Raw genomic sequence first — 26346 nt, 5'->3', positions numbered from 1 at the left:
GTGTTCTATGCGAAGTCTGTACTGGGTGACCCTGCGGTGAAAGAAGCGTATGAGCTTATGAAGAAAGATTTTAAAGCTAAAAGCGCTTATGGTGCTGCCGTGGCAGACTTTCTGAAAGTGCCAAAGATTGTGCGTGTAAACGCAGAGAACTACAAAGGGAACGTGGGCAACCTGATTTACATTGTAGCAGAGGTGAATGGTAAAATTCTGGACATGGATGTACAGATTCTGCGCGCTGATGGCACAGTAGTAGAATCGGGGAAAGCCACTACGCTTAAAGACTATTGGCAGTATGAAGTGAAAGTTGCAAATGCCAATGTTGCCGGAAGTAAGTTGGTCATTAAAGCTACAGACAGACCTGGAAAGGTGACAACATTTGAAAGTGTACTGTAGTCAAAGTAGCCTTTTTGTTTTGGGCCGCACCGAGAGGTGCGGCTTTTTGTGTTGAGCAAACCTTGACAACAAAGACCTGGTTTATAGTCTTGGCCTTAATATCTATTGATGAATGTTACCAGTGTTGTTATGCCTCTGCGCTAAACTTCGAGTTCTATAGAAATGCGATCTCTTGTCTCCATTCTTCCTGCATGCTGGAGAAGAACACCAACATGGGCGAGGTGTTGCGTGATTCCAACTGGTTAATAAATTTTAATAATTCGTCTCTACCCAAGGTCTTTAGATGTATAGTTTATGGTGACTAACAATGATTCTACGTATACTTCACATAGTGCTCCCACTTCTCAATTGCTTCAGTAAAGTCTGATGGCAACTCACTTTCAAAACGCATGAACTCCTTTGTATGCGGATGTACGAAGCCCAGTGTCTTGGCATGCAATGCCTGGCGTGGTATGATCTTAAAACAGTTCTCTACAAATTGTTTGTACTTCGTAAACACTGTTCCTTTCAAGATGTCGTTACCGCCATACATGGCATCGTTGAACAGGGTATGGCCAATGTATTTCATATGCGCGCGGATCTGGTGTGTTCTCCCGGTCTCAAGCCTGCATTCTACAACAGATACGTACCGCAGGTCTTTCAATAATTTGTAATGCGTAATGGCATGTCTTCCAAAGTCGCCCTGAGGGAAGGCCACGGTTATTCTTCTGTCTTTTAAGCTGCGTCCAACATGCACGTTAATGGTTCCTTCTGGCGGATCTGGTATGCCCCAAACCATAGCCCAATAAGTGCGCTCGATACTATGTTCAAAGAACTGCTTCGCCAATGCAGTTAGCGTTGCCTCTGTTTTGGCTACAACCAGCAAACCTGATGTGTCTTTGTCAATCCGGTGTACTAGTCCGGGTCTACCATCATTGCCCGGTAGCTGTGGGAGATTCTGAAAGTGATACGCCAGGGCATTCACCAGTGTGCCTGTCCAGTTATGATAGGCAGGATGTACAACCATGCCGGCAGGTTTATTAACCACAAGCACGTAATCATCTTCATAAACAATGTTAAGAGGAATATTTTCAGGAACTACTTCCGTATCACGCGGAGGCTCAGGCAGCGAAATAGTAACAATATCGTGGGGATGTATTTTGTAATTGGGTTTAATAGCCTTGTCATTAACCTTAATAAACCCATTATGAATGCCGTCCTGTATTTTGGTTCTTGTTACATTTGGAAGGCGGTCCATCAAAAACTTGTCGATTCTTATGAAGGTCTGGCCTGCGTCTGCTATAATACGATGGTGCTCAAACAGCTCATCGTCCTGCTCATCGGGAAGTAAATCGGCTTCTATCATCTCAGCAAAGGTAAAGATTCAATCGATGTCAAAAACATGGATTTAGGTGCTTCGCCTATTCATTATTAAAAAAATGACGCTTATGGTAAATAATTTCTGATTGGCTGCGGAAATTGTTTTATTAGCCTTCACATTTTATGATAAGAACTGCAATACTCATCTCTCTTCTCTTTACTTATGGTTGCTCAAATGCACCTGACCAACAGACAAGCAATATATTTGCACCCGGCGAAAAGCTTGCAGAAGTAAAAGGTAAGAAGCTGGATGAGCTATCGGGCTTAGCGGCCAGTGTAAGCAATCCAGGCTACTTATGGACGCATAACGACAGTGGTAATAAGCCTGAAGTCTTCCTGGTTGATACAAAACTTAACGTTAAACTTACCTGTACCCTCGAGGGTATTAAAAACCGGGACTGGGAGGATATTACGGTAGGTCCTGGTCCTGATCCTTCAAAAAGCTACGTTTATGTAGGAGATATTGGCGATAACATGGCCAGGTATGAATACAAATATGTTTACCGTTTCGAAGAACCGAAGGTAACGGAAGGCAGTGAAGAGATGGTAATCAAGGATTTTGAACGTATCACCTTTTCTCTGGAGGGTAAAAAGAAAGACACGGAATCTTTGTTGATAAACCCGCAGACAAAGGATTTATATGTGGTATCCAAAAGAGAAGAGCCTGTAGTGGTATATAAAGTTCCTTATCCTTACGATACGAACGACAGTCTTGTTGCTTCACCTGTTGCCTCCATATCAGTAACCCAGGTTGTAGCCGGTGATTTTTCTGCTGATGGAAAGGAAATTCTTCTGAAGAATTATCAAAATGTATACTACTGGAAAATTGAAGGCGGAAAGACAGTTGACCAAACATTAAATACAGCACCTAAAGTTCTTCCTTACGAGGAGGAGCCTCAAGGTGAAGCCATAACATTCGCGCGTGATGGTTCTGGTTTTTATACAGTAAGCGAGAAGGTATCGGGTGAAAAGTCTTACTTGATTTTTTACAAGCGTAAGTGATGGATTAAGTTGGTGAAGGGTTTAGATCACCTTGTTCTTCCATTTTCCTGATTTCATGTACACAAACGCCATCGAGAACATCGACAGCCAGTATACCCATTCAGATCCCCATCCCCAGGTTATAGGAAGGTTCCAGTACTCAAGCACCAGATATACGTATGTACAGTAGATAACGATCGTTATTAACTCTATTACTAAATTAACTTTCGTGTTCCCTGTACCTGTTACTGCGTTAAGCCATATGGTACCAAATGACATCATAAGCAGTGCAATAGAGACAACATATACTACAGGTATTGCATCTTGTACAAAGTCATCGCCTTGCTGATAGAAGGAGAGAAACCATTCTGGCTTCCATACGAGGAGAATGAAAATGAATAAGGAGAACGAAAAGCTAATGCTTACGATCCTTCTTACCAACGGAAGTACTTCATCTTGCCTTCCCTGTCCAATGATGTTACTAACCATACTATTGGTGGTTGAAGCAAAGGCCCACGAGAAGACACCAAACAAACCAAAGATATTTCTAAGCGTGTTGGAAATTGCAAGTGCCCGCTCGCCATGGTGTTCAATTAAAATGTAAAAGTATTCCCAGCTGATGATGCTTATTGCATATTGAGCAATTAGTGGTGATGATTGAACGAGTATAAGCTTGGCGATAGAACCATTCCAGCTTATATCCTGAAAGAATCCAAATTATTTATGAATGCCTTTAATATGAATAACGACATAGATTACAACCAGACCTACAGCTTCAGCAATAATGGAAGCAATGGCGGCACCATTAAATCCAAGTTCAGGCATTCCTAGTTTTCCATAAATTAAGCCATAGTCCAGTACAATGTTCGTTAAAGCTTCCGCGAGGGTACCCCACACAAGAAAACGTGTCTGGTTGGTACCGACGAGCAAAGCGTTTCTCATGACGTAGAGGTACAGCAAAGGCAGCCCCCAAATCCTGATAAGCAGAAAACTTATAACCTCTTCTGCTATTGCTTTATCTTCAATTACCGATCTTAAAATAGCAGGTGAAAGGGTATAAGTAGCGAGAATACCAAGTGCCGCAATAGCTAATGCGATCCATACGCCATGAAAGAAAAGCCGGCCTATCTCCTTAGGCAGGTTTTGCCCGGCGCGTCTTGAAATAAGTGCCTGTAAGCCGTTGTTTAATCCGCTGCCAATAACAGCAAAGATGAGATAGTAGACACCTGTTATTCCCGCGCTGGCAAGCTCCTGCTGGCCTAACCCACCTAGAAATATATTGTTGGTGATAAAATTGATCTGAGGAACCAGAAGAGCAAGCGAAATAGGCAAAGCCATTCCCAGTATTTGTCTGTATCCCGTCTCTATTCTTAATTCCATAAATCGATTGAAGAAAGCTGGCAAAAGTAATAATTACTTGTTAGGGCCAGAAGGAATGCGAGACAAAAAGGAGAACGCGTCGCGAGCGAGATAGAAACCTTATAGGTGAGCACCAATAAAAAAGTTATAGTGTCTGATTAGCAGAATCAGGTTAAAGTAATTTACTTGTAGAAAGAAGTTTAAATAAATCCCTAACAATTATTCGTATGCGCGAGAAGAAAATTGCTATTATCGGAGGAGGAAATCTTGGTGCTGCCATTGCAGAAGGTTTAATCAAAAGCCAGTTTGTATCTCCTCAAAGTATCACTGTTACAAGGCGCAACCTTGAAGCAATCCAACATCTTAACACTTTAGGTGTAAGCACAACCAGTGATAACGCTTCAGCTATTCAAAGCAGTGATGTAGTGATTGTAGCTTTAAAGCCTTACAACGTCAGAGAAGTATTGACACAATTGAAATCAAACTTCAATCCTTCAAAGCATATTGTAATAAGTGTGGTTACGGGTATCTTTCTTAAAGACCTTGCACAGATAGTTGATCACGGTGTTCCTATCTTTCGTGCTATGCCTAACACGGCAATTGCAATTCAGGAATCAGTTACTTGTCTTTGTCAGCAGGGTGCTTCACCTGATCAGGTAAAGTATGTTACTGATCTCTTTGATCAGTTAGGTATTACTATCAATATCGATGAGAAGCTTATGGATGCAGCGACAGTATTGGGTGCATGTGGTATCGCTTATGCATTACGTTTTATAAGAGCTGCAACACAAGGTGGAATAGAGATAGGTTTCGATGCGCGAACAGCAAATCTCATTGCAGCGCAAACCGTAAAAGGCTCAGCTGAATTGCTGCTTAAGTTAAACCGCCATCCTGAAGAAGAGATAGATAAGGTAACAACACCTAAAGGATGCACTATTGCCGGTTTAAATGAAATGGAACATCAAGGCTTTAGCTCATCACTTATTAAAGGAATATGCGCTTCATATAATAAGATTGTATTATAACTGCCGCTCTTCGTTTTTTAACATTCTTGCAAAGGTTTGAGACTAAAAGTCTACGGCCATTGAGAGTCGCGCCTCTTAATTTTTAAGCGTTTAGCAGGTATAAGTTTTTACTTGACGCCAATCAATTATCATCAACGAAAATTAATTGCTGATCTAAAAAAACTTATCATGACTTAAACGCTTTACCCTATGAGAAAAATTGTTGGCTTATGTGTGCTGTTGATAGTACTTCATTTTAATTTACCCGCCCAAGTTGATACCTCCTTCGTCTACAAAACAGGATTATCTTATGGAACGCTTGATATCCGACTCACCAAATCTTCTACGCGATACTACTACCTGCAGGAAGATCGAACTGTAAGTTACAGAGAGAGCTCGCCTGGAGTAAGAACAAATACGTATAAAGATTTAACCTCTTGGGATTCCAGTCCCTATACGCAAGGAAACTTAAGGGAGAAAAACGGTGGTGCCGATTACTTCGTAATGAACTATCGTTTATTGAAACCGATCAACTACAACGCTTCTTATGATCCGGGATATCCTTTGATTGTATTTCTTCATGGTGCCGGCGAGCGCGGCAATTGCTGGGAGAAAGGATGCTACTTTGCAGATAAGAACTGGAATCCGAATACAAACAATCCTGCTGCTCCTACCGATCCGGAATCAAATCTCATGAACAACGATCACAACCTGCTGCATGGCGGCAGTGTGCATTTGAGTATGAGAAACAATGCAAATGGAAAACTACCTAACGATCCGGCACTACCGGGAAGATCATTTCCTGGTTTTGTTCTCTTTCCGCAAATGCTCAGCGGCTGGAATGCCAACACGGTTCAGGATGCAATCAGGCTCGTAAGACTTATTGCCAAGAAATATAATATTGATGAGGATAGAATATACATTGAAGGACTATCTGCAGGTGGCTATGCTGTTTATGAAACAATCAAAAGAGCGCCTTGGTTGTTTGCCTCCGTGCAAACAATGTCTGCAGTAAGTGATGCTGGGTTAGGTACCTACAACATGTATCCGCAAGTTGCTAATTTACCGATGTGGACTTTCCAGGGCGGGCAAGACAAAGATCCGACACCCAATGAAACTGCTGGTTATGTAAGAAGATTCAGAGATGCCGGTGGTATCATTCGTCATACGATATATAAAGAACTAGGACATGGTACCTGGAATAAAGCCATGAACGAAGCAGATTATTTTACCTGGATGCTTCAGCAGAACAAAGCTAACATTCATGTATTCGGGGGATCAACGGCGATCTGTAATACCAATGGCCAGGGGGTTAGAATGTACTTGTCAGAAGGTTTTCGAGCTTATCAATGGGAGAAAAATGGCGCTATAATAGCTGGCGCCACAAGTGCATCTTATGTTGCAACCACTACCGGAACTTACAGAGCCAGATTCAGCAGGAAAGCAAATCCAGGAGCTAACGATTGGAATGAGTGGTCCAAGCCCGTTACAGTTACAGAAAGCTCTCCTGAAAAAGCGGAGGTAACTCAAATTGGTACTGTTATATTAAAAGACCTTAACAATTTTGGGGATGCTAAATTAAAGGCAGTAGGAAAGTTCGAGAAATACCATTGGTATAAAGATGGTACTAAGTTGAGCATATCTGATACCATTAGCACACCTACATTTAAAGCAGGTACTTGTTCAGGTCCGTGCACTGGTAATGGTGCTTATACTTTGGTGACCATGAATTTTGACGGATGTCCTAGTCCGGCTTCAGATCCAGTATATATTGTATTTAACAACCAGGCACCTACTGATATTACAGCCCCGGCTACCTTCACAGGCGAATTGCAGGCAGGTAATAGTGTTAAATTGAATTGGGCAAATTCATCCAACAACGAAACTGGTTTCGAAATCTGGAGAAGAAAACAACTAACATCTACAACATATTCCAAATGGGAGATGAGGGTTCTTACGGCAGCAAATGCAACTGTCTATACAGATAAAGCGCTTGATCCATCATCTACATACCAATACAAGATCCGGGCAGTAAGCAATACTGGCAGATCTAACTATACGCCTTCAGCATCAAACGCGTTTCTTGTTATTAAAACAGGTGCCGACAATTCTGCTCCAACAGCACCACAGAACCTCACAGCAACTACTGCAGGAATTAGAGTTATTAAATTAACCTGGGATGCAGCCACAGATGATTCTGGTATCAGACAGTACAGGATTTATTATGGCTCGCAGTCAATAGCTACGAACTCAACCCAAACTGAATATACGCTTTCAGATCTACCGTTAAACACTGTTTACGATTTTACGGTGAAGGCTGAAGATTTGGGAGGCAACTTAAGTGCTGTAAGTAATACTGCTACCGGTAATAGTTATGTGAGCGGTCTTTACTACGAGCATAGCACAGGCTCATGGACAAAGCTGGATGAAATAGACTGGACGGCACTTCCTGAGTTTACCGGTACGGTTCCAAACTTTACGCTTGCACCGAGAACGCAAGAGGATTATTTCAACTTTGAGTTTGATGGATACTTATACATTAATACTCCCGGAACTTATACCTTCCAAACTATTTCAAGTGATGGAAGTCGTTTAACCTTAGACAGTGTTGTGATCGTTAATAATGATGGTCTTCATGCAAGCAGAACGGCAACAAGCGCAGCCATTACATTAACAGCAGGACCAAAACGTATCAATCTTAAATACTTTGAATACGATTTAAGCCATGTGCTTACGGTACGCTACAGAGGTCCGGATACCAATAACTCCTACATTGCTATTCCTAATTCAGCATTGAAGAGTGGTACGCCTCCAACATTAAGAATGGCATCTCAGGGAGAACCTGTAGTGGTAGAATCTGTTCCTGCCATGTCAGTTTATCCTAACCCGACAAGACAGGATGATATTAATGTTCAGTATGAGATAAAAGATAACTCACCCGTACAAATTAGAATGATTGACTTCACAGGAAGACAACTTTTTGAGGGTGTGTTTGATGCTACTGAGGTTAATCAGGGAGTGAGGATTCAGCCTGTTCAAACTATTAACGAGGGTATTTATCTATTGCTGATCAACCACAATAACCAAGTGGTTCAGCAGCGAATATCAATTAAGAACTAGTCAACAACATTTGTTCAAAAAAAAAGGCTCTGCTAAATTGCAGAGCCTTTTGTTTTATAATTTAGTCTTTAGAAATTCAGCGGTGTATCCTTTAGGTTTCTTCACCATCTCCTCTGGTGTTCCGACAAACATTAAATTGCCACCTTTCTTTTCTCCGCCCTCAGGCCCCAGGTCGATAATCCAGTCAGCGCATTTAATGATTTCCAGATTATGTTCTATAACAATTACTGTGTGCCCTTCATCTACAAGTGCATTCATTGCTTTAAGCAACTTTGCTATATCATGAAAATGAAGTCCGGTAGTTGGCTCATCAAAAATAAAAAGAATGTGACCTTGTGATGCATTCTTCGCCAGGAATGATGCCAGCTTAACACGTTGAGCTTCACCACCACTGAGTGAGTTAGATGACTGGCCAAGTTTTACATATCCCAAACCTACGTCATTCAGTGGTACTATCTTATCAAGAATTGTTTTCTTGTCTTTAAAGAAGTCCAATGCGTCTTCTACAGTAAGATCAAGTACATCAGCGATATTTTTACCATTGTACTCAACCTCTAGTATCTCCTGCTTAAAGCGTTTACCGTTACAGCTCTCGCAGCGAAGATAGATGTCAGCCATGAACTGCATCTCCACCTTTATCTCACCTTCACCCTGGCATGTCTCGCATCTGCCACCCTCAACGTTAAAGGAGAAATGGGAAGGTTTATAACCGCGTTGCTTCGAAAGAGGTTGGTCCGCAAAAAGCTGACGAATAACATCATAAGCCTTTACATAGCTTACAGGATTTGAACGCGAAGATTTGCCAATCGGATTTTGATCCACAAATTCTACTTGTGTAATCCTTGATACGTCGCCATCTAATCTGTCATACCTTCCGGGAGCTTCAGCTACCGATCCATTCAATCTTCCTACTGCAGGGTATAGAATCTTTTTGATTAAAGTTGACTTCCCTGAACCGCTCACACCGGTAACTACTGTAAGCACGCCCAACGGAAACTTAACTGTAAGGTTTTTTAAGTTATTTTCTCTTGCTCCTACCACGGTAATTGAATCTACCCATTTCCTTCTTTGGGGTGGAACAGGAATGGTCTCTCTTCCGCTTAAGTAGGCCGTAGTGTGCGATGCTACTTTACCATTAATATCATTTAGGGTACCCTGGAAGATGAGTTGGCCGCCGTGACTACCAGCATCAGGTCCAATATCAATGATTTGGTCAGCAGCACGCATGATCTCCTCTTCATGCTCTACTACTATTACTGTATTTCCTAAATCCCGTAAGGACAAAAGTACGTCTACCATCCTTGACGTATCCTTGGGATGTAATCCTATACTAGGTTCGTCCAATACATACATTGACCCAACGAGCGCGCTTCCAAGTGATGTTGCCAGTTTAATGCGCTGATATTCTCCGCCTGATAAAGTCGATGTAATCCGGTTTAGCGTAAGATAACCTAAACCCACACGGGTCATGTACTCGAGTCTTGACTTTATCTCTGTTAGAATGCGCTCGGAAATTTTCTGGTCGTAGGTATTTAGCTTTAATTTATTAAAGAATTCAAGCGCCTCTTCAATTGGCATAAGTACAATATCGGTAATGGAAGTATTGGCGATCTTCACATACTGGGCATCTTTTCTAAGACGCGTTCCCCTGCAATCAGGACAGTTTGTTCTGCCACGGTAGCGCGACAACATAACGCGGTATTGAATCTTATGTGTTTTAGATTCGAGGTACTTGAAGAAGTCATTAACACCATCAAAGTATTCGTTTCCATTCCAAACCAATTCCTGTTGTTCTTTTGTCAGTTCGTTATAAGGCCTGTGAATTGGAAAATCGAACTTGATACCATTCTTAAGTAAGGGTTTAGCCCATTCACTCATGGCCTCGCTGCGCCATGGTGCAATAGCACCTTCATAAATTGAAAGGCTCTTATCCGGAATGACCAGGTCTTCATCTATACCAAGCACTTTCCCAAAACCCTCACAGGTTTGACATGCACCATAAGGATTATTGAAGCTGAAGAAATTCACTGAAGGCTCCGTAAATGTAATTCCGTCAAGTTCAAAGCGGTCAGAAAATACATCTCTTTGCATCTTTCCTTCGCGCTCAGCATACACGATACAATCTCCTTCTCCTTCAAAAAAGGCGGTTTGAACAGAATCTGATAACCTGTAGGTAGTATCTTCATCTTCCGGGTTGACAGACGCACGATCTATTAATATTTCGATGTCACCCTCAATCTTCAATGTTTTTGCTTTCTTTTTACCTGCTTCAGGGGCAGGGTTAAGAAGCTCTTCAATAAACTTTACTTCACCATCAACCAGTATTCTTGCAAAACCCTTGCTCAGGAGAAGGTTTAATTCCTCATTGAGTTTTCTTCCTTTTGCAATTTTAAGGGGGGCAGCAATCATTACACGCGTACCGGTAGGCCATTTATTAATAGCGGTAACAACATCAGTAACGGTATCACGTCTAACTTCTTTTCCGCTAACAGGCGAATACGTCTTGCCAATACGGGCGAAGAGTAATTTCAGGTAGTCGTAAATTTCCGTGGTTGTGCCTACGGTAGAACGAGGGTTACGGGTATTCACCTTCTGTTCAATGGCAATGGCCGGGGAAACGCCTTTAATATAGTCTACATCTGGCTTTTCCATCCTGCCAAGGAATTGCCGGGCATAAGAACTGAGGCTTTCAACGTACATGCGTTGACCTTCGGCAAACAGGGTATCAAAAGCAAGTGAAGATTTTCCCGAACCGGAAAGACCTGTGATAACTACAAGTTTATTGCGGGGAATAGCAACGCTAAGGTTTTTGAGATTATTAACTCTGGCGCGCTTAATGATTATATAATTTTTAGGATCTAGTTCGTCTAAATACGAATCATTGGTAGGTAATGCCTGACTCACGCTTACGTTCATTAAATAATTTTCAAAGTAAACAAAGTTTGATAAGAAAAGGTCACAGATTCAAGCGCTTACAAACAAAAACACCACCCCTTTTTTGGAGGTGGTGCCTGAAGTATGTGTAATAGATTCAATTAATTGTCAAAATCCGGGTCGTAGCTTGCTTCACGTCCTTTACGGGAACCACCTTCTTCGTCATAATCGTCGCTGTAACCACTACTACCTTCATCATCGCTGCTGCTGCCGAAATCATCGCTGTCGCCTCCATCAACCTCTGGTTCGGGAGTAGACTCAACATCGTATTCCCCATCACTATTCTTAGTAACAGGAACTTTTACCAGAATAGTAGCATCCTCTGTTTCAATAGGAAAAACGAAAATTGGTTCTTTTTTAGCATTTGTTATGCGTGTAATGCTACTTTCATACCCGTTCGGGTACTGGTCCCTGATGATATCTTTTAAATCTTCGCTGAGATTTTCAAGGCTTTTGATGATTCTTTTTTTACTAACTGCCATAAGGTTTTTGGTGCACAAGAATATGCGACAAATAGCAAAAGAAATTGTCTAGAAGGCAAGAAATTTTTTAAATATTTTTTGTCCTGTAGAAAAAGATTCCTATCTTTTGAAACAATTCAATAATCAAACCCATACAATATCGAATAGAATCTCTACGTTACCTAAATGTGAAGCAGAATGATTGACAATGGATTCAGCGACAGCCAGCTTGTGTCGCTCTATCAGAACGGTAACGAAGAAGCTTTCGAGATTCTCTTACACCGTCATAAATCAAAAATCTACACGGCTATTTACCTTATAGTGAAAGATAGGTACACAGCTGAAGATCTTTTGCAGGAAACCTTTGTGAAGGCTATTAATACCATCAGAGGTGGACGGTACAATGAAGAAGGCAAATTTTTGCCGTGGATCAGCAGGATTGCTCATAATCTTGCAATTGACCACTTCAGAAAAGAAAAACGTTATCCGGAGGTAGTGCTGGAAGATGGAAGCAGGTTGTTTAATTCAATGGATTTTGCAGAAGAGTCTGTTGAAGAAAAGCAGGTGCTGAGGGAGACCAGATCCAAACTTAGAGACTACATTAAAGAGTTGCCCACCGAGCAGAAGCAAGTTCTGATCATGAGGCATTATCTTCAAATGAGTTTCCAGGAGATCGCATCCCGCACGGGAGTAAGCATAAATACAGCATTGGGAAGAATGCGATATGCACTCATCAACCTGCGAAAGAAGATGGTAAAACACAGAGCCTATGATAAAAACTTTTACCCAGACGGACCTGATCAGGTATTTATACCAAGAGATTACGGAGGAGGAGAAGAGGGAGATTGATAAAGCCCTTATTTGTGATGGCCAGCTAATGGCCCTTTTTAACGACTTGCGAGAATTGTTGAATGACATGAACAATGCAACGCTGGAACCATCTAATCTGGCCGTACTAAATATCTTGAGCTATTCAAGAAGTACGCAAGAGGTCAAAAAGTAAGTCACAACTGTCATGCTTTAAATACTATCATTCAATGAATGATTGACGGGTTTTGCCTTTTTACTTCGTCATCTTTAAATTCTATTCTATTACATCGCCAAAACGCTGTGCTTAAGCTCAGCGTTTTTTTATTTTACCACCAAAAAGCTGATACCCAACTTAACTCACTCTTTCCTGTAAACGCTCTTCACCCGACCTTTCGCAATAGTAATCCGCCGCTATGTGGCAATAGCCAGTTTTGTTTTATTTGCACTTGTGAAAGTGCTGTTACTACATCAACATTTTAATACGCCTTATCAAGGGGGTGCGTTGAGGTCTTACTATCTGGCAAAGGCTTTGGTTGATCGGGGAGTACAGGTTGTTGTAATAACTGGTTACAACGGCAAGGATTATGAAAAGAAGCAAATAGATGGAATAGAAGTACATTATCTTCCAATAGCATACAATAATGGATTTGGCTTTTACAAAAGAAGCTACTCATTTATTCGATTTATCATCTTATCCATCAGGTATGGGAGCATACATAAAGATGCCTCAATATGTTATGCTATTTCTGTTCCGCTTACCATCGGAATAGCAGCATTGGAGCTCAAGAGACGATACAAAATTCCATTTATTTTCGAAGTAGGTGACTTGTGGCCTGATGCTCCCATTCAATTAGGATTCATTAAAAACCCATTGCTTAAAACACTTTTATATCAACTAGAGACGAAAATCTACCAACGTTCAAAATCTGTTGTAGCCCTTTCAACAGCGATTAAAAATTCCATTGAAAAAAAGGTACCCGGGAAAAGAATCGATATCATCCCTAACATGTCAGATACGGATTTTTTCAAACCAGAAGAGAAACGCTTTGATCTTGTAAAGAAATTCGACGTTGAAGGGAAATTTGTGGTGTCTTACATCGGTGCAATTGGTTTTGCCAATGGCTTAGATTTCTTTCTCGAATGTGCTCGCGCCTGCCAAAAAGCCGCCCTTCCTGTTCAATTTGTAATGTGTGGAGATGGAGCAATGCTAAAGCGCCTTAAGGAAATCTCGGAAAGAAATGAATTAAAGAATTTTTCGATTATACCTTTTCAAAACAGGGATGGCATAGCTGAAATTATGAATATTACTGATGCAAGCTTTGTATGTTATCGACCAGAGCCGATTCTTGAAACAGGATCGCCCAATAAATATTTCGATGCATTGGCTGCAGGTAAAATGATCATAGCAAATTTTGCAGGCTGGATTAAAGAAGAGATAGAGAAAGAAGGCTGCGGTTTTTATGTTCCTTCATCATCTCCGGAAACAATTATAACCAAGTTAGCCAGGTGCATTGAGAACCCTTCCGTGCTTATTAATTATCAAAAGGCGTCAAGGTCATTAGCAGAAAGAAAGTACTCAAGAAAATTGCTGGGCGATGCTTTTTATAATTTGATCAATGAACAGGGTTCCATATGATATTGCATCATCCATTAAAATCCTTTCCGGGAAAAAAGCTTTTAAGCTTTTCAAAAAATTGTTTTTTATAGCTTATTCCAATAGGAATAACTTCCCCTCCAATTTCGATTTCATTTCTCGATACAGTATTTATAGCTGGAATGTAAATAATATAGGAATTGTGAACTCTTATAAAATTATCAGGTAACTCCTCTTCAAGGCTCTTTAAAGTTTGAAGTGTCATGATCTTCTTATCTGTAGTATGAATGGTGGCATACTCTCTTGTGCCTTTAATAAATAAAACAGAATCTAATTCAATTTTCACAAGTTTACTACCATCTTTTACAAAGATAATGGGTACTGCTTGCTCTGTCTTCTTTTCTGTTGCTTGTATCGAAGTGATGGTTGATTCTACTCGTTGCGTTATTTTATTAACGGATTTCAGAAATCTGTTAAAGTCAAATGGTTTTAACAAATAGTCAACGACATCAAGTTCAAAACCTTCTAAAGCAAATTCCGCGTAAGCTGTGGTGAAGACAACATATGGTTTTTTCTTCAATGTTTTTAAAAAGTCAATTCCCGTAATATCAGGCATCTGGATATCGAGAAACAGAACATCAATTTGCTTGGTGTTGAGCAGCTCTAGGGATTTGAGGGCACTGGAAAATATACCTTCTAATTTAAGTACCGGAGTTTTTTCTATAAAATCTCCCAGTAGCTTACGAGCAAGGGGCTCATCATCTACCACCACACATCGTATCATTTTGTAAGTGTTAAGCTAACTTGATAAACGCTATCTGCATCAATTATTTTTAAATCATGGGCGTCAGGATAACTTAGTTGAAGGCGTTTTTTCACATTCTCTAACCCGAATCCGGACTTCAACTTATGTTGAATTGAGTTATTAATTTTTTTATTGCTCACCTTATATTCGATTGATGTGTCAGTTACATGAAGGGAGACATTAATCCAGCAATCCTTCTCCTGGTCGCTTACACCATGCTTAAAAGCGTTTTCCAAAAACGTGATCATGATAAGCGGTGAGATTTCCTGTTCATGAACATTTCCCTTTATATCAAACGTAATTTTAAAGACCTCGTTTAAACGAATGCTTTCAAGCAGAACATAGTCATTCATGTATTCTATTTCTTTTTTTAAAGGCACCTTGTCACGATTAGCATCATATATCATATAACGCATGATATTGGAGAGTTTGATAATAACTTCTGTTGATTTCTTTGATCCGGAATAAACGAGGTAATTGAGATTATGAAGTGTATTAAACAGGAAGTGAGGATTAATTTGTGCTTTAAGATAATTAAGTTCGGCAACCAGTTTTTCATTTTCCAACTGTTTCTTCTTGTTCTCGAGGTCGAACCAATCTAAGGTGAATCTGATCATCCCTGTAAATATCAGAAATGAAAGCGTATCCCATAACGTACTGACAACACGTGAAAGTTTAACGGTTTTATAATAGTTTTCATTTGTAATAAGGTTTGCAAAGGCAAGGTTCTCCGTTGTAATCCGAAATGTTAGTATGAAAGTTAGCAGTAGCAACAGTTGTATTGCATACCTTGAGAAGTTCTTTTTTAAGATCCAACCTGGTAGAATAGCAAAGTAATGAATGTAGCTAGCCAGTATATTTAAGGACATTGGAATTGATACATAAAACACAGCTTTTTTAAAGCCTATGTGTTGCGAGATATCATACACGCGATAGGAAAAATATAAGAGCCAGAAAGAAAAATGCAGTAAGAGTACTTTATTGTGATTATTTGATCCAGGCATCCGCATACGGCACAATTTATGGCTTTATAATCAAGTATGCCGTTTTAATCTATGGCTTAATGATATTTTTAAACCAATTGGTGTTTTTAATCTATCTATTAAAAGTATAGGCGAAAGCGACCCCTTGGCAAAGTAAGTTAAGGAGTTCATTTACTTTTTCGGTTTATGATTTCTGTTTTCTCTTCTTTTGAAGAAGGTTCAATCATATAAATCCCTTTACTTTTATGAAATCACTATTAAGTAAACTTCTACTGGTTGTATTTCCAATATTGGCTACACCTTATGTCACGTTTTCTCAAACGGACACCATCAATATTTCAAAGAACGAACTACAGATTCAGTATCTGAAAGAAGGCCTGCATCAATATTTGGTGTACTTCGAAAATCCCAAAAAGCAAAGATTAGGCGGAATGTCAATCTGGAACAGGCATGTTACCTTTAAAAAGCAAAATGAAGTCGAGACAATCGAAATTAAACAACATTGGTATTTGAGCGATACACTCTTTAATAGATATGTGTATTCGATAAGTAATAAAAAGAATTTTGCGCCGATATATCATTATACCAAAAGCAGTCGTGGAACAGAAGCTTTCGATTTTTATAAGGACAAAATATCAGGCGCAGACACGGTTTTAAATAATTCTAAAAATGATTTTGCTGTAATGCTTACCGCGCCAACTTTAAATTGGGAGCTTGATTTGGAAGTGTTTAGTACACTGCCGTTCAAAAGAGTTGGCCAAAAGTTCTATATCAACTTCTATCATCCCGGAGGAAGATCAGAGCCTAAATATTATAAATACGACATAGTAGGATCAGAAAAACTTAACGGGGTTGAAGGAGGTTCATTTGATTGCTGGAAAATGAAAATTGATTATGATAAAGATAGTTGGGCAATCTTTTGGATCAGTAAAAAATCAAAAGAAGTTATAAAAATGCAGGAGTATTTTCGTGGCGGCTACCGCTATAAAGTAAAGCTAGCTACTGTCATTCCATTAACGCAATTGTAAATGTTCTTAAAATTAAAATGCTCCCGATTGGGAGCATTTTAATTTGTGTCAGGATAAGGTCTTCTCACTGATCTTTCCCGTCATTTTGCTTTTAAGAATAACCTTCTTAGCGCCATAGTGCGTTACCTCTTCCTTCACGAGGTAGTTTTCCGCATCATACTCTTGAAGGTGACTGTCTTTCGTTACGCCTGTCCTTCCTCTCCAGATATCAAGTTGTACAGGCTCCCATTGTTTGGTTTTAGCGGATTTGTAGGCGGCATCAAGAATAGCATTTACAACATATCCATCATAAAATGTTTCTTTTGGATTTACGCCTTGCTCCATAGCATTAAACATATCGGCAAACATATGGTTGTAGCCAAGTTCATTCAGCTCATCTCCAACCGGGAAAAGCCATCCCGAATTACTTTCTGCCTTCTCTGCTACATAATCAGCACCTTTACCTGTTGTAAACATTTCAAAACCGGTACGCAAGAAACTGTTTACCCAGATAGTTCCTTCTGTGCCCATTACCTCATCACGTAAGTCCAATCCACCACGGAATGTCCAGCTTACTTCAAACTGACCAATTGCTCCGTTCTCATATTTAACCAAACCGATAGCATGGTCTTCTGCATCTATAGGTTTTACCTGTGTATCAGCCCAGCACATTACTTCTACCGGTTTAATGTCTTTCCCGATATAAGTTCTGGTGATTTCAACACAATGGCATCCAAGATCAAGAATACAACCACCTCCGGCTTGCTCTATATCCCAGAACCAATCACTGTGTGGCCCGGGGTGTGTCTCACGTGACTTTGCCCAAAGTATTCTTCCTAGCGCGCCATTCTTTACACTCTCATGAGCCTTCAAAAACTTGGGAGTATAAACAAGGTCTTCAAGGTAGCCATTAAATATCCCGGCCTTCTCAACAGCTTCCAGCATTCGCTTTGCTTCTGCTGCATTTCTTCCTAATGGTTTGGTAGTGATAACAGCCTTCTTGTGTTTGCAGCAAAGCATAACCGCTTCTTCGTGCAGGTTGTTTGGTAGCGATATACAGACAACTTCCACCTCAGGCCTGTTAATAGCTTCCTCCATATTTGTAGTAGAAAAAGCTACTTTATAGTCAGCTGCAAATTTCTTTGCACTTTCTTCTCTTCGGGAATATATCGATACAATCTTGTCTCTGCTTCTGTAACCCTGTAGCGAGTCAGCATAAAAACGTCCGATAAAACCGGAACCTAACATGGCGATGTTCATAGGCGTGGTGTTAGTTTTTAAGTGATGTCTAGACTGCTTGTTTTATCTGTTTTTCTTCTTTAAAGAAGAGTACAAAATAAATAAGTACAAATACCGCTATTCCTGCAGGCACGTACCAGATGCTTGTCCAATCATGGCCAGCATCTGTCTTGTAATTATCAGCAACAAAACCAGAGAATGCAGTGCCTATTACCATCCCTACACCATAAGTGGCGACGGTAAACAAGCCTTGTGCGGAATTTTTGATTTTCTCTCCTGCTTTCTTCTCAGTATACATATATCCTGTTACAAAGAAAAAGTCGTAACAAATACCATGAAGAATGATACCTGCATAAAGCATCCATGCTGCGGAATCCATGTTGCCATAGGCAAACATAACATAACGAAGAACCCATGCTATCATACCAATTATGATCATCCTTTTTACTCCTATACTATTAAAGAGAAAAGGAATTGCGAGAATGAAAATAGCTTCTGAGAATTGGCCGAAGGCCATTGTGCCTGCCACGTTATTCATTCCCAATTCAGTTAAGAAACCACTGGTTTGGCTATAGTAAAAAGATAAAGGAATACAAACAAGAATAGCGGCAATAAAGAAAATGAGATAAGGTTTGTTTTTAAATAGCACAAAAGCTTCTGTACCTAATACACTGGATGCGGTGGCACCGGCATCTTTCCCTTTAGGAGGCGTATGTGGTAATGCAAAACTAAAAAGACCTAATATTACAGATGCAATTCCAGCCATATGGAATGTAAAAGGTGTTTCATCCACACCAAGAGTTGAAATCATAATACCTGCAACGATCCATCCCACGGTGCCAAAAACTCTTATCCATGGGAATTGTTTTCCTGGGTCGCTCATCTGATGAAAAGCAATGCTATTTGAAAGAGCAATAGTAGGCATGTAAAGAAGCGAGTAGGCCAGAATTACCCAATAGAAAATATTTGGATTTTCAATTTCAGTTGCAAGGAAAAGCAAAGCACCACCAATGATATGGAGGATGCCCATCAACCTTTGAGCTGCAAAAAAGCGATCTGCTATCATACCTACAAAGAATGGAGATATGATTGTAGCTATTGCCAAAGCACTATAAGCTGCACCAATTTGTACGTCAGTTGCTCCAATATTTGCCTTCATATAGGGATTCATGGTAACATACCATGCACTCCATATGAAGTATTCGAACAACATCATCAGGGAAAGTTTTGTTATAACAGTTGGTTTCATGTATAAAGATTTAAAAGGCAGATGCCATTGAATGAAGAGGAAATATACGTGAGCTCTCTTTATCTCAAAAAACCTCTTGTATAAATTTTATAATAAAGTTCTGAAATAAGGAATTATCTACTTTAATAACTATAAAATTATTATTCCTGTAGTACAGGTAATTGACGATCGCACTATAAAAAGGCAATTAAGACTGCCTTTCAATTAAAGCTTTCGTGAAATTAATAAGAGCCTCTTTTTTCTGCGGATTAATACTCAGCCTGTCTAGGCTTCTGAATCCTTTATCAAAAAAGGAATTTATCTTTTTTTCTGTTAACCTCGGAATATCTAACGCATCATAAATCCTTTTCACAGCGTTTATCTTCTCCTGCTTCTTGAACCTCTTTTGGGCGAGCCAGTAGTTAAGTTCTTTTAATGTTTTTCCTTTCGCCTTTTCCAGCGCCTTGATTAATAGAAATGTTTTTTTGTTTGCAATAATGTCTCCTCCAACTTGTTTCCCAAACTTCTTTGGGTCTGCATATGCGTCTAGCAAATCATCCTTCAATTGAAAACCGATGCCGATGTTAACACCAAATTCTTTCAGATATTCCTGATCTTCTGCTGAAGCCTGGGCCAGTATAGCACCTAACTCAAGACTAAAACCCAGGAGCACTGCAGTTTTTTGTCGAATCATGTTGATATACTGTGATTCTTTTATCGACAATGATGTTTCGAATTCCATATCCCATTGCTGTCCCTCGCAAACCTCCGCGGCGCACTTATTGAATCTGCCAAGTACTACCCCCAGTGTTTCTGGCGGGAGGGTAAGAAACATATCATACACCTTCACAAGCATTACATCTCCTGATAAAATGGCCGTGTTGACATTCCATTTTTCGTGAACAGTAACATTACCCCTCCTTAATGGAGCCTGATCCATAATATCATCATGCATTAGTGTGAAATTATGAAAGGCTTCAACGGCTACTGCGTAGGGAAGTATTTGCTTAGGGTCATCTTTGTAAAGTGAATAGGAAAGAAGTGCTAGCATTGGCCGGAGTCTTTTACCGCCCAGGGCCATAAGGTATCTTATGGGTTCATATAATGAAGCGGGTTGCTTGCCATACTTCTGTTTTTTGATTTCAGTCTCTAACCATTGCTGGTACTTGTTAAACTCCAAAGGCATTTCAAATTTATTCTTCTTCCTGGTTAAATTTCTTTTCTGCAAAAACAAGGTCTATTAATCTTCTGTCAATGTCTGTTTTCTTCACGCGAACTGAGACCTTATCCCCAAGCGTAAATACCTTTTTGGTCCTTCTTCCTACTATTCTGTAGCGTTTCTCGTCATACTCATAGAAATCATCATTCATGTCAGACATTCTTATCATGCCCTCACATTTGGTTTCAATGATTTCTACATAAATGCCCCATTCTGTTACACCTGAGATCAGACCTTCATAAACCTTATTCTCAGCATAAGTCATAAACTCCACCTGCTTATACTTAATCGAGGCACGTTCTGCATCAGCCGCGCGTTTTTCTCTCTCTGACGAATGAACGCAACGCTCTTCGTATTCAGTTTTACTTACCGGCTTCCCTTCGTCCAGATAGTGCTGAAGTAAACGGTGCACCATCATGTCAGGATATCTTCTGATAGGTGAAGTGAAGTGTGTGTAGTGTTTAAAAGCAAGACCGAAGTGTCCTTTGACATCAGTCGAGTACTTAGCCTTTGCCATGGTGCGGATGGCAAGTTGTTCCAAAACATTTTGTTCAGGCTTACCCTCTATCGACTCCATTAGTTTATTCAATGATCTGCTGATAGATTCTTCTTCAACATTCATTCTATGACCAAATTGCTTAGCAAATACTGCGAAGTCTTTTACTTTGTCAGGATCAGGAAAATCATGAATACGATAAACAAAGGTATTCTTATCCTTGCCTTTTTTATAGTTATAAACAAAGGTAGCCACGTACTTATTGGCCAGAAGCATAAACTCTTCTATAAGCTTGTGTGCGTCTTTTCTAACTTTAGGAATAACAGCCAATGGCCTGCCTTTCTCATCCAGCTTGAACTTTACTTCAGTGGTTTCGAAATTAACAGCGCCTTTTGAAAATCGTTCTTTCCTTAATTTCTTAGCGAGGTCATTTAAGATCGTCAGTTCTTCTGCAAAAGGCCCTAAGCCTGATTCCAATACTTCCTGTGCTTCTTCGTAAGTAAAGCGCTTGTCAGAGTGAATAATAGTTCTGCCATACCATTCATCTACCACTTTGCCCTTATCAGTCATTTCAAAAACTGCAGCAAAGGTAAGTTTGTCTTCATTAGGGCGTAGAGAACAAAGTCCATTCGAAAGTCTTTCAGGAAGCATCGGAATGGTACGATCTACCAGGTAAACTGAAGTAGCCCTGTCAAACGCTTCTTTATCTAAAGCGGAATTCATACGAACATAGTGGGTAACGTCCGCAATATGTACACCTATTTCATAATTGCCGTTGTCAAGCTTTTTGAAAGAAAGCGCATCATCAAAGTCTTTTGCGTCAAGGGGGTCAATAGTAAACGTAGTAGTATCTCTGAAATCTCTTCGGTTCTTGATCTCTTCTTTTGTGATGCCTTCATCAATCTTTGACGCTTCCTTTTCAACACTTTCTGAAAAGCGGAAGGGAAGGTCGAATTCTGCCATGATAGAATGAATCTCTGCTTCGTTCTCTCCGGCTTTACCAAGAATCTCAACTACCTTGGCTTCTGGCTTTTTATCAGCTTCTGCCCAATTGACAACTTCTACAATTACCTTATCGCCATTTACCGCACCGTTGATATTTTCCGGATAAACGAAGAAGTCCTGATGTATTTTGCGCGCATCTGCAACAACAAAAGCAAAGTTCTTTGAGACTTCAATTTTACCAACAAACCTGTTACGGCTTCTCTTTACAATTTCTGTTACACGACCTTCCGGATGTTCTCCATGTTTTGACTTGAATACAGATACGAGCACTGTATCACCATCAACGGCAGAGCGAAGATCGCCAGTTTTTACATATATATCTTTCTCGGTTCCAACATTGATGTAGGCAAATCTTGAGCTGACATGATCTACAACACCTTGTAATTCTTCGGGTCCTGTTCTTCTTGCGGTGCTTCTGCCTTCTTCTTCAACAAAATGACCGTCACCCTGCAGCTCGTCAAGGTACTGACCAGCCTTTTTAATATCTTCTTTTTTCTTAAGTCCTAATTTTCTTACAACTTGTTTTAGTGTAAAGGTTCTGTCAGGCTGTTCATTAATCATTGATTTGATTGCCGAACGAATTCTAACAACCTGTCCTTTCTGTTTCTTCTCTTTCTTCTTCGTGCGGACTTCTTTTTTCTTTTTTTTACTCATTTGGTAGGCTAGACAGTTATGATATTACTTTCAGGGATGACAGAATATGCTCTCAATTTTAAAAATAATTGTGCCAGAACAACAACATCCCTACGGCAGTAAAGGCTAATCTTTTCGAGATCGTTTTCTTTATAATAAACAACATTTACCTGGCTTCCATCCATATCTGTTTTGCTGGATGGAATGTTAAAAATGGCTGCCAGAAGATCAAGTGAAGTATAATGTTTATAATCACCGAATTTCCAAAGCTCCATGGTGTCAAGGTGCTGAACCTCCCAGCCTTTCTTACCTGAAAGATTCAGAGCGGCAGGTAAAGCTATGGAATTAATTAACATCCTCCTGCAGATATACGGAAAGTCAAACTCTTTACCGTTATGAGCACAGAGCCTTAAAGTAGAGGAATCTATCTTCTCAAGCATTGCCTTAAATTCTGTAAGCAGTGCTTTTTCATCGTGGTTCTGAAATACTTTTGTGCGCAATCCTAGCTCACCCGATTCCATGTCGCAAAACTTTCCAACAGCAATGCAGATGATCTTGCCAAACTCCGCATAAATACCAGCACGTTCGTGGTAAATATCTTCATCCGACATTTGACCGTCTCTTCTCAAAAATCCTGCTTTACGGGCCCACTGCACTTTTAGTCTTTCATCTAACGCATTGTAATCACGAGAGGCAGCTACAGTTTCGATATCTATGAAAAGTATATCTCTTAATTCAGGTATCATATATTTTAACTCTTAAAAGTAACATTTTGTTCAGGTGCTTTGCAATTGGTAATGGTACAATCCTTGCATTTAGAGCCATTTAATGCGCGTAATCTTTGCTTTCTACCAGAGTTTTATTCCGATCACCCTTACAGTATCTCTTATCGGATGTGTACTTATTTATCATTATGGCTCATGGCATTACGCTATTCCGATTTTGTTTATGAAAGTTTTTGTAAACGGAATACTGGCATTATACACGTATTACTTTAATGCAGGGCAGTTCTATTTCTATCATAACCTCGGCTTTACAAGAAGGATATTGCTTGTGACAACTTGTGTCACAGATATAATAATCTGGCTTTTAATGACTCTTTTTACGCTAAACGTATTGTTGTAATGCCACACACCCTGGAATTTGATAGTATCGAACTCAGTTTTGATACCAGGAATATACTTTCAAGCATTTACATGCGATGCCAAACAGGTGAAGTAGTAGGGCTGCTCGGAAGAAATGGTTCTGGTAAATCCTGTATGATGAAGGTGGTTTTTGGAGCAATGAATGCAGAACATAAGTCAGTTCGTATCGATGGCGTTTCACTGCAAGGCAATTATGCAGGTAAAAGGCTGATTAGCTACCTCCCGCAAGAAGGGCTGATTCCTTCATATATCACTATAAAAAAGGCATTTGAATTCTTTAATATAACCATTAAGCAAGTTGAAAAAGACCTGCCCGAAGTGCTACAATTTCTGCATTACAAGCCGAGGGAATTATCCGGTGGGTATTTGCGCCTTATTGAAGCGTTCTTAGTTCTAAAATCCAACGCGCCATTCTGCATTTTAGATGAGCCATTCTCAGGAATAATGCCACTGCATGTTGAGCGACTTATCGAAATTATAAATGAGGAGAAGAAGACGAAAGGAATTATTATTACCGACCATCTTTATCGCCATGTAACTTCCATTGCTGATGCGCTTTACGTGCTGAGCAATGGCAAACTTTATAAAATAAAAGACAAGGAGCAGCTTGTTACCTTGGGATATATCAGTGCTTATGAATGAAGTACACCTTCCATATCAAGCTCTTTAATAAAAGTAATATTCTCTTCGCGGATAGTATCCGGTACGAAAACAAAACGTTTATCAAAGATCTGGCGGCCAATGTAGTAACTCACCCAATATTCATTGTTAAGATGAAAAACCGCAGGGTCAATCGGTTCAATTAGCACGGCACTATGTGATTGAACAGTCTCAAGAAAATGACGTAGTGTTGATGTTCTTTGCTTTTCCCCGTTCTTTTCTCCGTATCCATTACTTGATACTAATGTATTCTCAATAGGGAAATCGTTGTTGTTGATAAGAAATACTTTCCAATCATCAGTTTCACCGAGTGCCTTTTTCCTGGCTACGGCAAGCGTTACGTTCTTTACTTCCGGTATTTTAATATCCTTAATCATATCAACTCCATTCCAAATTGTTCGGCAATTTTTTCTTTCAGTATTGCTTTTACCTTCTCCATATCCTGAGGATGTCCTAGTTCTTTTTGAAGGGAGGTAACAGCTTTATCCTGTATGCCACAGGGAACAATGTAATCGAAATATCGCAGGTCTGTATTAATATTGAAAGAGAAACCATGCATCATTACCCATCGGCTGCTTTTCACACCTAGGGCACAGATCTTACGTGCACGTTTAGGCTCATCACCATCTAGCCATACACCAGTCAGGCCCGGAATTCTTCCCGCTTTAATATCAAACGCGGCGAGCGTTTGTATAACCGATTCCTCCAGCAACCGCATATATTTATGGATATCCGTAAAGAAATTTTCTAGATCAATAACAGGGTATCCGACAATTTGACCAGGACCATGGTAAGTGATATCACCACCTCTGTTAATGTGATAATAACTTGCTTTAATAGCATCCAGATTATCTTTACTTATAAGCAGGTTTTTCTTGTCACCACTTTTTCCGAGTGTAAAAACATGAGGGTGTTCGCAAAAGAGGAGGAGGTTCTCTGTAGGAATTTGCTCAGGGTTGGTTCTGTTTGCTGTTTTTATTGAAACAAGTTTCTCGAAAATGCCTAGCTGATAATCCCAGGCTTCTTTATAATCGATCAAACCCAGATCCTGAAACCGGGTTTTTCTATTTACAATTTCATTCATTAGTTACTTCATCCTCGAAATTCTGTTCCAGGTAGTATGTGATGTTCAGATTTTGAATTTTATCATAAGAGATCACAATAGCATAACCAGGCATGGTATAATATCGTTCATCTGTATCGCGTGCTAAGAACCCAGGATTATTCTCCTCGTTTGCAAGATCGTTTCTAAAGCTCCTTCTGTAAACGTTGCTTAAATAAATCCTGTCAAGCCCGTTGTCCTTCGAAAGAAAAAAATCTTTTAACACGCCACTGTAAATCATATCGCCTTCGCTTGAGTTTACTAGCGCATCAACCTGTATAAGAAGAGGAATTGTTTTCTTTTTACGCAACGATTTAAAGTAGTCTTTGATGCTGCCATACCAGGTTTCATTCCTTTTTTTTATGGGCAGATTCAGGCTTTCACCACTTAGCAGGTAGTACCACTCGTTTCCAAACCGCAGGAATTTTAAGTACAGATCGAGCCTTAGTACACGCACCAGGGCCCGCGTAGTAAGTCCACAAACGACACCGATGATTAAAAGTACTGTGATGTAGATCGAAAACGGTATAGCACTGGCCTTAATTATCTGGAAATTACTTTGCTCACCTGTAATAAGCTGGTAAACAATATCCAGGTTAACAGAAGTATTAAATACATTTTCTGTTACCCACATGCCAGCGAGCTGAAATAGCAAGGCAGGTACAAGTGCCCAGAAAATCTCTTCTACCGCTGAAACTTTAAACGTAAGCTTGGCATAACTCCCTTGCAGGTAGGAGAAACGAAAGAATAAGCCTGGTGAAATTAATATGAATAGAAATAATGAACCAAATACGAGATTCATTCAAGTA

Annotated in this window: 24 protein-coding genes; 9 read left to right on the top strand and 15 right to left on the bottom strand. The window is 39.9% G+C overall.

Going from position 1 to position 26346, the window contains the following annotated elements; translation table 11 throughout:
* The coding region (locus KK060_RS10090; protein WP_254153597.1) for a hypothetical protein at positions 1-393 on the top strand (393 nt) is incomplete at its 5' end.
* 313 nt (positions 394-706) lie between these two features.
* On the opposite strand, the gene KK060_RS10085 is transcribed toward KK060_RS10090, so the two are convergent.
* Entirely contained in the window at positions 707-1738 is a 1032-nt protein-coding gene (locus KK060_RS10085) for an RluA family pseudouridine synthase (protein WP_254153596.1), read from the bottom strand.
* A 137-nt stretch (positions 1739-1875) separates the two neighbouring features.
* Here KK060_RS10085 and KK060_RS10080 point away from each other — a divergent pair, with 137 nt between their 5' ends.
* Entirely contained in the window at positions 1876-2754 is an 879-nt protein-coding gene (locus tag KK060_RS10080; protein WP_254153595.1) for a hypothetical protein, read from the top strand.
* A gap of 21 nt (positions 2755-2775) precedes the next feature.
* Here KK060_RS10080 and KK060_RS10075 read toward each other — a convergent pair whose 3' ends face one another.
* Together KK060_RS10075 and KK060_RS10070 are read right to left on the bottom strand one after the other, a co-directional pair.
* Entirely contained in the window at positions 2776-3378 is a 603-nt protein-coding gene (locus KK060_RS10075; RefSeq protein WP_367397477.1) for an MATE family efflux transporter, read from the bottom strand.
* A gap of 72 nt (positions 3379-3450) precedes the next feature.
* Positions 3451-4113, bottom strand: a complete 663-nt coding sequence (locus tag KK060_RS10070) for an MATE family efflux transporter (RefSeq protein ID WP_254153594.1) — start codon at positions 4111-4113, stop codon at positions 3451-3453.
* A gap of 206 nt (positions 4114-4319) precedes the next feature.
* On the opposite strand from KK060_RS10070, the gene proC reads away from it, so the two are divergent.
* Positions 4320-5117 carry a pyrroline-5-carboxylate reductase gene (gene proC, locus KK060_RS10065; protein ID WP_254153593.1) on the top strand — a complete coding sequence of 266 codons (798 nt, stop codon included), beginning with the start codon at positions 4320-4322 and terminating at the stop codon, positions 5115-5117.
* Positions 5118-5306: 189 nt separating this feature from the next.
* On the top strand, positions 5307-8216 hold the full coding sequence (locus KK060_RS10060) for a fibronectin type III domain-containing protein (protein WP_254153592.1): 2910 nt from the start codon (positions 5307-5309) through the stop codon (positions 8214-8216).
* Between the two features lie 54 nt (positions 8217-8270).
* On the opposite strand, the gene uvrA is transcribed toward KK060_RS10060, so the two are convergent.
* Positions 8271-11132 (bottom strand): excinuclease ABC subunit UvrA, encoded by a 2862-nt coding sequence (gene uvrA, locus KK060_RS10055; protein WP_254153591.1) that lies wholly within the window; start codon positions 11130-11132, stop codon positions 8271-8273.
* A 119-nt stretch (positions 11133-11251) separates the two neighbouring features.
* Entirely contained in the window at positions 11252-11632 is a 381-nt protein-coding gene (locus tag KK060_RS10050) for a hypothetical protein (RefSeq protein WP_254153590.1), read from the bottom strand.
* Between the two features lie 177 nt (positions 11633-11809).
* Here KK060_RS10050 and KK060_RS10045 point away from each other — a divergent pair, with 177 nt between their 5' ends.
* Complete coding sequence (locus KK060_RS10045; protein ID WP_254153589.1) at positions 11810-12460, top strand: RNA polymerase sigma factor; 651 nt, start codon at positions 11810-11812, stop codon at positions 12458-12460.
* A 376-nt stretch (positions 12461-12836) separates the two neighbouring features.
* Entirely contained in the window at positions 12837-14057 is a 1221-nt protein-coding gene (locus KK060_RS10040) for a glycosyltransferase family 4 protein (RefSeq protein ID WP_254153588.1), read from the top strand.
* A 7-nt stretch (positions 14058-14064) separates the two neighbouring features.
* Here the strand turns inward: KK060_RS10040 and KK060_RS10035 are convergent, their stop codons facing one another.
* Both KK060_RS10035 and KK060_RS10030 read right to left on the bottom strand, forming a co-directional pair.
* A complete protein-coding gene (locus tag KK060_RS10035) occupies positions 14065-14799 on the bottom strand; it encodes a LytR/AlgR family response regulator transcription factor (RefSeq protein WP_254153587.1) in 735 nt (244 codons plus the stop codon).
* Complete coding sequence (locus KK060_RS10030) at positions 14796-15824, bottom strand: sensor histidine kinase (protein WP_254153586.1); 1029 nt, start codon at positions 15822-15824, stop codon at positions 14796-14798. The genes KK060_RS10035 and KK060_RS10030 overlap by 4 nt, the downstream gene beginning before the upstream one ends.
* Positions 15825-16048: 224 nt before the next feature.
* Here KK060_RS10030 and KK060_RS10025 point away from each other — a divergent pair, with 224 nt between their 5' ends.
* Positions 16049-16831, top strand: coding sequence for a DUF3108 domain-containing protein (locus KK060_RS10025; protein WP_254153585.1), 783 nt, complete (start codon positions 16049-16051; stop codon positions 16829-16831).
* Positions 16832-16879: 48 nt separating this feature from the next.
* Here KK060_RS10025 and KK060_RS10020 read toward each other — a convergent pair whose 3' ends face one another.
* The 5 genes from KK060_RS10020 to KK060_RS10000 all read right to left on the bottom strand — a co-directional run bounded on the left by KK060_RS10020 (position 16880) and on the right by KK060_RS10000 (position 23376).
* A complete protein-coding gene (locus KK060_RS10020) occupies positions 16880-18070 on the bottom strand; it encodes a Gfo/Idh/MocA family protein (protein ID WP_254153584.1) in 1191 nt (396 codons plus the stop codon).
* 28 nt (positions 18071-18098) lie between these two features.
* Complete coding sequence (locus KK060_RS10015) at positions 18099-19298, bottom strand: nucleoside permease (protein ID WP_254153583.1); 1200 nt, start codon at positions 19296-19298, stop codon at positions 18099-18101.
* A 187-nt stretch (positions 19299-19485) separates the two neighbouring features.
* Positions 19486-20463, bottom strand: coding sequence for a polyprenyl synthetase family protein (locus KK060_RS10010; RefSeq protein ID WP_254153599.1), 978 nt, complete (start codon positions 20461-20463; stop codon positions 19486-19488).
* Between the two features lie 7 nt (positions 20464-20470).
* Complete coding sequence (rnr, locus tag KK060_RS10005) at positions 20471-22651, bottom strand: ribonuclease R (protein ID WP_254153582.1); 2181 nt, start codon at positions 22649-22651, stop codon at positions 20471-20473.
* Positions 22652-22659: 8 nt separating this feature from the next.
* Positions 22660-23376, bottom strand: a complete 717-nt coding sequence (locus KK060_RS10000) for a 3'-5' exonuclease (protein ID WP_254153581.1) — start codon at positions 23374-23376, stop codon at positions 22660-22662.
* An 82-nt stretch (positions 23377-23458) separates the two neighbouring features.
* Between KK060_RS10000 and KK060_RS09995 the strand changes: the two genes are divergently transcribed.
* Positions 23459-23755 (top strand): hypothetical protein, encoded by a 297-nt coding sequence (locus tag KK060_RS09995; protein WP_254153580.1) that lies wholly within the window; start codon positions 23459-23461, stop codon positions 23753-23755.
* Positions 23755-24417 carry an ATP-binding cassette domain-containing protein gene (locus tag KK060_RS09990; protein WP_254153579.1) on the top strand — a complete coding sequence of 221 codons (663 nt, stop codon included), beginning with the start codon at positions 23755-23757 and terminating at the stop codon, positions 24415-24417. Before KK060_RS09995 ends, KK060_RS09990 begins: the two co-directional genes overlap by 1 nt.
* Here KK060_RS09990 and KK060_RS09985 read toward each other — a convergent pair.
* From KK060_RS09985 to KK060_RS09975, 3 genes are read right to left on the bottom strand one after another with little or no spacing between them, the layout of a single operon-like run.
* Positions 24408-24812 (bottom strand): hypothetical protein, encoded by a 405-nt coding sequence (locus KK060_RS09985; RefSeq protein WP_254153578.1) that lies wholly within the window; start codon positions 24810-24812, stop codon positions 24408-24410. The genes KK060_RS09990 and KK060_RS09985 overlap by 10 nt on opposite strands.
* Positions 24809-25519 (bottom strand): lipoyl(octanoyl) transferase LipB, encoded by a 711-nt coding sequence (gene lipB / locus KK060_RS09980; protein ID WP_254153577.1) that lies wholly within the window; start codon positions 25517-25519, stop codon positions 24809-24811. The genes KK060_RS09985 and lipB overlap by 4 nt, the downstream gene beginning before the upstream one ends.
* Complete coding sequence (locus KK060_RS09975; protein WP_254153576.1) at positions 25512-26339, bottom strand: hypothetical protein; 828 nt, start codon at positions 26337-26339, stop codon at positions 25512-25514. The genes lipB and KK060_RS09975 overlap by 8 nt, the downstream gene beginning before the upstream one ends.
* Positions 26340-26346: the final 7 nt, after the last annotated feature.

Origin of the sequence: Chryseosolibacter indicum, assembly GCF_018598585.1 — a bacterium.
Lineage (GTDB): Bacteria > Bacteroidota > Bacteroidia > Cytophagales > Cyclobacteriaceae > Chryseosolibacter > Chryseosolibacter indicus.
This window is presented reverse-complemented; position numbering and strand designations above follow the sequence as displayed.